Annotated in this window: 9 protein-coding genes; 5 read left to right on the top strand and 4 right to left on the bottom strand. The window is 71.9% G+C overall.

Annotation, left to right across the window (positions count from 1 at the left end; all coding sequences use genetic code 11):
* Positions 1-170: 170 nt before the first annotated feature.
* Both ACIRB1_RS29755 and ACIRB1_RS29750 read left to right on the top strand, forming a co-directional pair.
* Positions 171-941, top strand: a complete 771-nt coding sequence (locus ACIRB1_RS29755; protein WP_352180935.1) for an antibiotic biosynthesis monooxygenase — start codon at positions 171-173, stop codon at positions 939-941.
* A gap of 34 nt (positions 942-975) precedes the next feature.
* The gene (locus ACIRB1_RS29750; protein WP_352180934.1) at positions 976-1,488 is read left to right on the top strand and encodes a hypothetical protein; all 513 of its coding nucleotides are present in this window, start codon (positions 976-978) and stop codon (positions 1,486-1,488) included.
* Here ACIRB1_RS29750 and ACIRB1_RS29745 read toward each other — a convergent pair.
* On the bottom strand, positions 1,478-2,410 hold the full coding sequence (locus ACIRB1_RS29745; protein WP_352180933.1) for a helix-turn-helix transcriptional regulator: 933 nt from the start codon (positions 2,408-2,410) through the stop codon (positions 1,478-1,480). The genes ACIRB1_RS29750 and ACIRB1_RS29745 overlap by 11 nt on opposite strands.
* 175 nt (positions 2,411-2,585) lie before the next feature.
* Between ACIRB1_RS29745 and ACIRB1_RS29740 the strand changes: the two genes are divergently transcribed.
* On the top strand, positions 2,586-3,626 hold the full coding sequence (locus ACIRB1_RS29740) for an NAD(P)-dependent alcohol dehydrogenase (protein WP_328829439.1): 1,041 nt from the start codon (positions 2,586-2,588) through the stop codon (positions 3,624-3,626).
* 356 nt (positions 3,627-3,982) lie between these two features.
* Here ACIRB1_RS29740 and ACIRB1_RS29735 read toward each other — a convergent pair whose 3' ends face one another.
* Genes ACIRB1_RS29735 through ACIRB1_RS29725 form a run of 3 tightly spaced genes read right to left on the bottom strand, consistent with a single transcriptional unit; the run spans position 3,983 to position 7,165 of the window.
* Positions 3,983-5,122 (bottom strand): FecCD family ABC transporter permease, encoded by a 1,140-nt coding sequence (locus ACIRB1_RS29735; RefSeq protein ID WP_403467582.1) that lies wholly within the window; start codon positions 5,120-5,122, stop codon positions 3,983-3,985.
* A complete protein-coding gene (locus ACIRB1_RS29730) occupies positions 5,119-6,108 on the bottom strand; it encodes a FecCD family ABC transporter permease (protein WP_403467581.1) in 990 nt (329 codons plus the stop codon). Before ACIRB1_RS29730 ends, ACIRB1_RS29735 begins: the two co-directional genes overlap by 4 nt.
* 37 nt (positions 6,109-6,145) lie before the next feature.
* Positions 6,146-7,165, bottom strand: coding sequence for an iron-siderophore ABC transporter substrate-binding protein (locus ACIRB1_RS29725; protein ID WP_403467597.1), 1,020 nt, complete (start codon positions 7,163-7,165; stop codon positions 6,146-6,148).
* Positions 7,166-7,283: 118 nt separating this feature from the next.
* Between ACIRB1_RS29725 and ACIRB1_RS29720 the strand changes: the two genes are divergently transcribed.
* Positions 7,284-7,685 (top strand): VOC family protein, encoded by a 402-nt coding sequence (locus tag ACIRB1_RS29720; protein ID WP_352180930.1) that lies wholly within the window; start codon positions 7,284-7,286, stop codon positions 7,683-7,685.
* Positions 7,686-7,905: 220 nt separating this feature from the next.
* Positions 7,906-9,360 (top strand): amidase, encoded by a 1,455-nt coding sequence (locus ACIRB1_RS29715; RefSeq protein ID WP_403467580.1) that lies wholly within the window; start codon positions 7,906-7,908, stop codon positions 9,358-9,360.
* Positions 9,361-9,445: the final 85 nt, after the last annotated feature.

Genomic DNA, 9,445 nt, shown 5'->3' with positions numbered 1-9,445 from the left:
TACGGGGGCTTCCGGGCGGCACACCGAGCGCACGCACCGGACGCCGCGAGGCCCGCCCTCCGGGCGGACGACGGGACTTTGCGGACACGACCTAGTACCCGAATAGGCCGACAGCGAACGGCCCGCCGGAAGTGCAGCTTCCGGCGGGCCGTCCGTGTTTCCGTGACTCCATGACAGCCGAGAGCGTCGAATACATCCGGTACCGCGTCCCCGAGGAGCGGTCGGCGGAGTTCCTGGCCGCCTACACCCGTGCCGCCCGACAGCTGGCCGCCGCCCCGCAGTGCGTGGCGTACGAACTGGCCCGCTGCGAGGAGGCCGCCGAGCACTTCGTCCTGCGCATCACCTGGACGTCGACCGAGGCACACCTGGAGGGCTTCCGCGGATCGGAGCTGTTCCCGCCGTTCCTCGCCGAGATCGGCCCGTACGTCGAGCACATCGAGGAGATGCGCCACTACCGCCCGACACCGGTACGCGGCGACGGCTCGGCCGTCCCCACCCCGTACGACTGGGCGGGCGGCGCCGAGACCTTCTCCCGGCTGACCGAGGTCTTCTACGACAAGGTGCTCAAGGACGACCTCCTCGCCCCCCTCTTCGCAGATCTGGCCCCCGAGCACGCCGAGCACGTCGCCCTCTGGCTCGGCGAGGTCTTCGGCGGCCCGGCGACGTACTCCGAGACCCAGGGCGGCCACGGCCACATGGTCGCCAAACACTTCGGCAAGAACATCAGCGAGCGACAACGGCGCCGCTGGGTCGACCTCATCCAGGACGCGGCGGACGACGCGGGCCTGCCGACGGACGCGGAGTTCCGGTCGGCGTTCCTCGCGTACGTGGAGTGGGGGACGCGGCTGGCGGTGTACTTCTCCGGCCCGGACGCACAGCCGCCCGCCGACCAGCCGGTGCCGCGCTGGGGCTGGGGGTCGATGCCGCCCTACCAGGGGTGACATCGGCGTGCCGGGGTCCCATAGGGTCACCCCCATGACCGCCGCCGTCACCGCCATGATCACCGCCGTCGTCGGTGTGCTCGGCACCCTCTTCGCCCCCGTCCTCAGTCAGCGGCTCACCGCGCGGCAGCGTGCCGACGAGGCTCAACTCGCCGAGCGCAGGCGGCGGTTCGAGGAGCGGCGGGGGGCCTACACGGCGATGAACAGGGCCTCGCGGCAGTTCCACACGCTGCTCAAGGACGCCCTGCACCGGCTCCGCGACGGCGTCTACACCGAGCTGGAGCGCGACCAGCTGGAGGAGGCCCGCCGCGACTACCGGGACCGGTACGCCGAGGCGCAGATGGTCGTACCCGAGCGGATCCTCGACGCGTCCCGCGCGGTGAACCAGGTCCTCGCCGAGGCCGACGCCGCCGTGAAGCGGCTCGACCGGGGCCTGGCCCGCGATGGCGAGAGCGCCGGGGCGTCGCTGCTCCGACTCAAGGACGCAGAACCGCGGTTGGCGGCCATGCGGCAGCTGATGCGGGCGGACCTCGGCGTCACGGAGTGAGGTCGGGGCGCTGGGTCGACGCGCCCGCGCGGGTCGCGTCCGTGCCCCAACTGGCCAGCAGGCGCAGGGCGTCGGCCGACGGCGAGTCCGGCTCCGCGTGGTAGGTGATCAGGCTCGTCTCACAGCCGTCGTCCAGGCGGAACCCATGGAAGTGCAGCGTGAGATCGCCGACCAGCGGGTGGTGCAGGCGCTTGACGCCGTACGTCTTCTCCTTGACGTCATGGGTCGCCCACAGCCGCCTGAACTCCTCGCTCTTCACGGAGAGTTCGCCCACCAGACCGGACAGCCGGGGGTCGTCCGGATGGCAGCCCGCGTCCATGCGGAGCATGCTCACGATGTCCGAGGCCTTCTGCTCCCACTCCACGAACAGCTCGCGGTACTCGGGCCGCAGGAACACCAGCCGCGCCCAGTTCCGGTCCTGCGGCGCCAGCTCCGACCAGTCGCCGAAGACGGCCGCGGCCATCCGGTTCCACGCCAGGATGTCCGAGCGGCGGCCCGTGACATAAGCCGGGACCGACTCGAACGCGTCGAGCAGCTGCCGTAGCGGGGCCCGGACCTGCTGGGCGGGGGCCGACGGCTTCTTCTTGAGCTGCTTCGGCTTCGCGAGGTGGGTCAGATGCGAGGACTCCGCGTCGGACAGGCGCAGCGCGCGGGCGATCGCCTCCAGGACCTCCGCCGACACGTTCCGTCCGTTGCCCTGTTCCAGGCGGGTGTAGTACGCCACCGACACCCCGGCCAGCTGCGCCAGCTCCTCGCGGCGCAGCCCGGGCACCCTGCGGTGCCGCCCGAAGTCCGGCAGGCCCACGTCCTCGGGCTTCAGCCGGGCCCGCCGGGTACGCAGGAACTCGCTCAGCTCGGCCCGCCGGTCCAGCGGCGGACCGGCGTCGGCGGGCCCGGGGGCGGATTCGGGGTGTTCGTCCATACGGTCCAGTATTCCCGGTCGTACGACCGGGAGCCTGACCTCGCTGGTGGTAGGCACAGCGGACGTACGCAGAAGCGTGGCCTGGGTAGCCCAGGGACTTTCGGGCAGGCTTTTCATCGTGCCCGGTCAGAAGGCGGCCGGGCGCACAAACCCCCCGCTAGGAGAGTGTTCCGGCATGACCACAGTCGCCGCATACGCAGCCCCCGCCGCCAAGGCTCCCCTGGAGCGCACCACCATCGAGCGCCGGGCCGTACGTGAGTTCGACGTCCTGATCGACATCAAGTTCGCCGGTATCTGCCACTCGGACATCCACCAGGCCCGCGAGGGCTGGGGCGAGGCCATCTTCCCCATGGTCCCCGGCCACGAGATAGCCGGGATCGTCTCCGAGGTGGGCCCCGGGGTCACGAAGTTCCAGGTCGGAGACCGTGTGGGCGTCGGCTGCATGGTCGACTCCTGCCGTGAGTGCGACAACTGCAAGGCCGGTCTGGAGCAGTACTGCACCGGCGGCAACGTCGGCACGTACAACTCCGTCGGCAAGGACGGCGAGCCCACCTACGGCGGCTACTCCGAGAAGGTCGTCGTCGACGAGAACTTCGTCGTCGGCATCCCCGAGGGCATCTCCCTCGACGTGGCGGCGCCGCTGCTCTGCGCCGGCATCACCACGTACTCGCCGCTGAAGCACTGGAACGCCGGCCCCGGCAAGAAGGTCGCGATCATCGGCATGGGCGGCCTCGGCCACATGGGCGTCAAGATCGCGCACGCCCTGGGCGCGGAGGTCACCGTCCTCTCGCAGTCCCTGCGCAAGCAGGAGGACGGCCTGAAGCTGGGCGCCGACCACTACTACGCGACCAGCGACCCGAAGACCTTCGAGGAACTGCGCGGCACCCTCGACCTGATCATCTCCACCGTCTCGGCCCCGCTCGACCTCGGCGCGTACCTCTCGCTGCTGAAGACGGACGGCGCGCTGGTCAACGTGGGCGCCCCCGAGGAGCCCGTCTCCCTCAACCTGTTCTCCGTGATCGGCGGCCGCAAGACCCTGGCCGGTTCCGGCATCGGCGGCATCCGGGAGACCCAGGAGATGCTGGACTTCTGCGCCGAGCACGGCTTCGGCGCCGAGATCGAGGTCATCTCCGCGGACCAGATCAACGAGGCGTACGAGCGGGTGCTGGCGAGTGACGTCCGGTACCGGTTCGTGATCGACACGGCGACCATCTGACGCCGTCCCTTCACCCCGGGCCCCGGAGCCGCACTGCTCCGGGGCCCGGTGCGGGGGCGGGGCCCGGAGCGCGGTTGGGGTGCGGGTGCGTGGGCGGGGCCCGGAGCGCGCTAGGGATGCCGGTGCGTGGTCGAGTGCGGGTGCGTCGTGGTTGCTCGCGCAGTTCCCCGCGCCCCTGAAAAGCGCCTGGCGACTCCCCACCCAGGGGCGCGGGGAACTGCGCGACCGGCCCCCACGGGCCGGCAGCCGCCGACGAACGTCGGCTCCCCGCCGTTGAAGGCGCCCGGTGGGCTCACACCCAGGGGCGCGGGGAACTGCGCGACCGGCCCCCACCGGCCCGCGGCCGCAGACGAACCTCAGCTCCCCGCCCGGTTCCGCCCCAGCAGCCACAACAGGTACGGCCCCCCGACCAACGAGGTCAGCGCCCCCACCGGAACCTCCAGCGGAGGCAGCACCGTGCGAGCGGCGAGGTCGGCGGCCACCAGGATCACCGCCCCGGTCAACGCCGAGCACACCAACGGCAGTTGAGGCGTACGGGTGAGCCGCCTGGCCAACTGCGGCGCGGTCAGCGCCACGAACCCGATCGGCCCGGCCGCCCCCGTCGCCGTCGCGGCCAGCACCACCCCGAGCACGGTCACCGCCAGCCGCGTCCGGTCCACCCGCACGCCCAGCGAGGCCGCCGTGTCGGCATCCAGCCCGAGCGGCCGCACGGCCCGGCTCGCCCACACCAGCGCGGGCAGACACACCAGCAGGACGACGGCCAAGGGCGCCGCCTGCTCCCAGCCCCGCCCGTTGAGGGAACCGGTCAGCCACAGCTTGACCGTCTCGGCGGCCTCCAGCTCGCTGTCCGAGAGATACAGCTGTACGACGGCCGACAGCGCGACCCCGATCCCCACCCCGGTCAGCACGAACCGACTCGGCTGCATCCCGTGCCGCCACGCCAGCACGTAGACGAGCGCGGCGGCGGCGAGTCCGCCCACGACGGAGACGGCGGGCATCGCGCCCGGGGAGTTCACGACTCCGGCGGACAGCGCGAGCACGGTCGCTGCGGCGGCGCCGTGCCCGACACCGATCACGTCCGGACTGGCGAGCGGATTCCGGGTGACGGTCTGCACGAGCGCTCCGGCGAGGCCGAGGGCGACACCGACCAGCGCGCCGAGCACGATCCTGGGAACCCGCAACTCGTTGACGACCAGGTCGTATTGACCGGAACCGGTCCGCAGGGTGTGCCAGACCGCGCCGGGCGCGATGTAGGTCTGGCCGAGGCAGGCGGCGGCGAGCATCGCAACGGCCAGCAGCAGTACGAGAGTTGCGGCGACGGCGGCCGAACGCCGGTGCAGGAGGAGGGAGACGGAGGGGTGAGGGCGGAGGACGGTGACGCCGACGGGCCGGAAAGCGCCGGGAGCGGGAGCGGGAGGGGGAGCGGGAGCGGGAGGGGTCGCGGTCGCGGTCGCGGTCGCGGGCTCGGGCTCGGTGAGGCGGGAGGCGCTTTTCATACGGCCGTCGCCTTCCGCCGTACCAGTATCACCAGCACCGGCACTCCCACCAACGCCGTCATCACCCCGGCCGGCACCTCGGCGGGAGAGCGCACGACCCGCCCCGCCACATCCGCCCCGACCAGCAGCGCGGCACCGAGCAGTGCGGACAGCGGGAGCAGGCCGCGGTGGCCGCCGGAGGTGAGGCGCCGGGCGAGGTGCGGAACGGCGAGGCCGACGAACGCGATCGGACCGGCGGCGGCCACCGCGGACGCCACCAGCAGGGTCGCGCCGAGCGCCGCACACACCCGTACGACCCCCACCCGGTGCCCCAGCGCCCGCGCCGTCTCGTCCCCGAGGGCCAGCGCGTCCAGCCCCCGCGCACAGGCGAGCACCAGCACCGCCCCGGCCAGCAGGAACGGCAGCATCTCCACGACGGTGTCCGCGTCCCGGCCGCTCAGCGAGCCGACCTGCCAGAACCGGAACTGGTCCAGCGTCGCCGAACTCGACGTCAGGACGACGGTCGTACCACCGGCGGTCATCGCCGACAACGCCGTACCGGCGAGGGCGAGTTTGACCGGGGAGGCCCCGCCCCGGCCGCGCGCGGCGATGCCGTAGACGAGACAGGCGGCGAGGACGGCGCCGGCGAAGGCGTACCAGACGTAGCCGCTGAAACCGTTCGCGAGGCCGGTCGCGATGGCGAGGACGACACCGGCCGCCGCGCCCTGGCTGAGGCCGAGGATGCCGGGGTCGGCGAGCGGGTTGCGGGTGACGGCCTGGAGCGCGGCGCCCGCGACACCGAGCGCCGCGCCCGCCGTCAGCCCGATCTCGGTGCGGGGCAGCCGCAGCGACCGTACGACCAACGCGTCCGGTGAACTGCCGCCGTGCACAAGGGCGTCGAGGACGGCGGACGGGGGGACCTGGCGGGTGCCGACGGCGAGGCTGAGCAGCACGGCGGCGGCCACCGCGAGGACGGCCGCCGGCCAGGCGAGGCGCTTGACGCTCACTGCGTACTCTCTGCTGTCCTTTGTCCTTCGGGTCGCTCTACTTGCTGATGTGCTCGGCGAGTTGGAGGACGACCAGCCGGGCGGCGGTGGGGCCCGCGTTGAGGTACCAGGGGTCGTCGTCGACCTTCACGGCGTGCTGGGTCTTGACCGCGCTCATCGACTTCCAGAGCGGTCCGGCGAGCACGCTCGCGGCGTCGGTCTTGGAGGCGTCGCCCTGCACCGAGTAGAAGATCCAGTCACCGTCGGCCCGGTCGATGCTCTCGGCGCCTATGTCCTCCGAAATGGCCTTGAACTGCTGGGACTTGGGCCGGTCCAGGCCCATGTCGACGGCGATCGAACCGGTGAAGGAGGAGACGCCGAACATCCGGGTCCTGCCCGGTGTGAAGCGCAGCATCGACACGGAGGTCTTCGACAGCGCCTCGCCCTTCTCGCCCGCGTCCTCGACGATCCCGTCGAGCAGCTTCTGCGCCTGCCGACCCTTGCCGATCGCGTCGCCGACGAGGAGGAGGTCGCGCTTCCAGTTGATGCCGTTGCCCGCGGTGATGACGGTCGGCGCGATCTTCGACAGCTTGGGGTAGAGGTCGCCGAGCGAGTCGTTGGCGAGGATCAGGTCGGGCTTCGCGGCGGCGAGGGTCTCCAGGTTGGGCGCCTGGCGCGTGCCCGCGTCCGTCATCGCGGCGAGCTTCGACTTGTCGGCAGGGAAGGCGTTCGCGAGGTAGTCGGGGACGAGTCCGGCGTTGTCGGCGCGGGTGGTGGCCGTCGGGACCGTACCGAGGGAGAGCAGGTCGTCGAGCTGACCGGTGCTCAGCACGGCGATCCTCGTGGGCTGCGCCGCGATCGTGGTCCTGCCCTCGAAGTGCGTGACCGTACGGGGGAAGGTGCCGTCGGTGTCGGTGTCCGAGCCCATGCCGGTCTCCAGCGTGCTCGGCGCGGCGGACGGCCCCTCGGAGGCGCCGATCACCGTGTTCTGCCGGCTGTCAGCCGTGTTCTCGGCATCGTTGTCGGCGGACGACGAGCAACCGGCCAGCAACCCCCCGACGGCGGACACGGCGACCATCGCCGTGACAGCCTTCCTCTTGAACGCACGCACTGTCACTGTCTCTCCGATCAGACCGGTCAGGTAAGGCTTACCTTATCTTGCCGTCGGAGTAGCGTGGCATGAGGAGGCCCACACGATGACCGTGCAGCTGAACCACACCATCGTCGCCGCGCACGACAAACACACCTCGGCCCGATTCCTCGCCGACCTGCTGGGGCTCCAAGTGAGCCCGCAGTACGGCCCGTTCATCCCCGTCGCGATCCCGAACGGCGTGACCCTCGACTACATGGACCAACCCGGTTCAGGCTTCGCCGAGATCGCTCCGCAGCACTACGCGTTCCTGGTCTCGGAGGACGACTTCGACGCGATTTTCGGTCGCATCCAGGCGGCGGGGCTCACGTACTGGGCGGACCCGGCGCATCGCCGCGAGGGCGAGATCAACACGAACGACGGTGGCCGCGGGGTCTATTTCGACGACCCGAACGGACACGTCCTGGAGATCCTGACGCGGCCGTACGGAAGCGGGACCACCCGGTGAGGAACGACTCACCGGCCCCGTAGGACCGGACGACCACGAGCACCGGTACGGGGGTGCGGTCCCCGCACTCCTCAACGCCTCGTCGTAGCGGGCGAATTGACGCTCCCCGTCAGGTGGCCGCGCGGAGGAAGGGTTCGTAGACGCCGGGGCCGGTGGCCTGAAGTCCCTTGTACGGAACGGTATTTCGTGGCTTATCGGCGGGGTCGTTACGGTCGTTTCCATGGATGCTGAGAACTTCCCGACGGCCGAGCAACTCATGGCCGCGCTGCGCGCCGGTGACGTGTCCTCGGTGGAACTGACCGACGAGGCGATCACCCGTATCGAGCGGGACGACAAGGCCATCAACGCGATCTGCGTACCGGACTTCGACCGGGCCCGGACCGCCGCACGCGCCGCCGACGAGGCACGCGCCCGAGGCGAGGACCGGCCGCTGCTCGGGCTGCCGGTCACGGTCACGGAGTCGTACGACATCGCCGGGCTGCCCACCACCTGGGGCATCCCGGCGCACCGGGACCACGTCCCCGCCGAGGACGCGGTGCAGGTGGCGCGGCTCAAGGAAGCGGGCGCGGTGATCCTCGGCAAGACCAACGTGCCGCTCGCCCTCCAGGACGTGCAGAGCTTCAACGACATCTACGGCACCACCAACAACCCCTGGGACCACACCCGTACGTCGGGCGGTTCCTCCGGCGGATCGGCGGCTGCCCTGGCCGCCGGGTTCGGCGCGCTGTCCATCGGGTCGGACATCGCCGGTTCGCTGCGCACCCCCGCGCACTTCTGCGGCGTCTACGCCCACAAGCCGACCCTCGGCCTGGCCCCGAGCCGCGGCATGGTCCCGCCGACCGCACCGCCCTACCCGGCCGAGCCCGACCTCGCCGTCGTCGGCCCGATGGCACGCACCGCCCGCGACCTCACCCTCCTGCTCGACGTCATGGCAGGCCCGGACCCGCTCACCCTCGGCATGGCCTACGACCTGGCCCTGCCGCCCGCCCGCCACGAGCGGCTCGGCGACTTCCGCTTCCTCGTCCTCGACGACCACCCGCTCATCCCGACCGGTGCCGCCGTACGGGCGGGCGTGGACCGGGTCGCCGCCGCACTGGCCGACGCCGGCGCCCGCGTCGAACGGCACAGCCCGCTCCTGCCCGACCCGACCGAGGCGGCACTGCTCTACACCCAGCTGCTGTTCGCGGGCTTCTCCGCGCGCTTCCCTGTCGAGTTCTACGAGGAGTGGCGGACCCGCGCCGCCGCGCTGGGGTCGGACGCGCAGGGTCTCGACGCGGCGCGGGTGCGCGGCCTGGTGTTCAGCCACCGCGACTGGATCGAGGCGAACGGCCGCCGCGAGCGGCACCGGCAGGGCTGGCGGCGGCTCTTCGCGGAGTTCGACGCCGTGGTGTGCCCCGTCACGCCCACGCCCGCGTTCCCGCACGACCACCACCCCGACGGGGAGCAGCGCCGCCTCGACATCGACGGCGTCGAGTACCCGTACTTCGACCAGCTGGTCTGGGCGGGCGTCGCGACCATGCCGGGACTGCCCGCCACTGCGGTACCGGCGGGCCGCTCACCCGAGGGGCTGCCGGTGGGTGTACAGGTCATCGGGCCGATGTACGAGGACCGGACGCCGCTGCGGCTGGCGGAGCTGTTGGAGGAGCGGATCGGGGGGTTCGGGGTGGTGGGGTAGGGCGAAGTGGGGGCGGGGGAGTGGGGTGGTTTTGGGGAGCGGGTCGGTTGTGAGGGTGAGGCGGAGGCCGGGCCGTCGGGTGTGA

Source organism: Streptomyces sp. NPDC096013 (genome assembly GCF_044763565.1).
Lineage (GTDB): Bacteria > Actinomycetota > Actinomycetes > Streptomycetales > Streptomycetaceae > Streptomyces.
The sequence above is the reverse complement of the archived record's forward strand: the minus strand, read 5'-3'. Positions and strand labels throughout refer to the sequence as shown.

What these genes read in the sequence shown, in the direction of transcription:
- ACIRB1_RS29720 (WP_352180930.1), top strand. Translation starts at nt 7,284, where the DNA reads ATGACCGTGCAGCTGAACCACACCATCGTCGCCGCGCACGACAAACAC.
- ACIRB1_RS29715 (WP_403467580.1), top strand. Translation starts at nt 7,906, where the DNA reads ATGGATGCTGAGAACTTCCCGACGGCCGAGCAACTCATGGCCGCGCTG.
- ACIRB1_RS29750 (WP_352180934.1), top strand. Translation starts at nt 976, where the DNA reads ATGACCGCCGCCGTCACCGCCATGATCACCGCCGTCGTCGGTGTGCTC.
- ACIRB1_RS29740 (WP_328829439.1), top strand. Translation starts at nt 2,586, where the DNA reads ATGACCACAGTCGCCGCATACGCAGCCCCCGCCGCCAAGGCTCCCCTG.
- ACIRB1_RS29755 (WP_352180935.1), top strand. Translation starts at nt 171, where the DNA reads ATGACAGCCGAGAGCGTCGAATACATCCGGTACCGCGTCCCCGAGGAG.
- ACIRB1_RS29735 (WP_403467582.1), bottom strand. Translation starts at nt 5,122, where the DNA reads ATGAAAAGCGCCTCCCGCCTCACCGAGCCCGAGCCCGCGACCGCGACC.
- ACIRB1_RS29745 (WP_352180933.1), bottom strand. Translation starts at nt 2,410, where the DNA reads ATGGACGAACACCCCGAATCCGCCCCCGGGCCCGCCGACGCCGGTCCG.
- ACIRB1_RS29725 (WP_403467597.1), bottom strand. Translation starts at nt 7,165, where the DNA reads ATGGTCGCCGTGTCCGCCGTCGGGGGGTTGCTGGCCGGTTGCTCGTCG.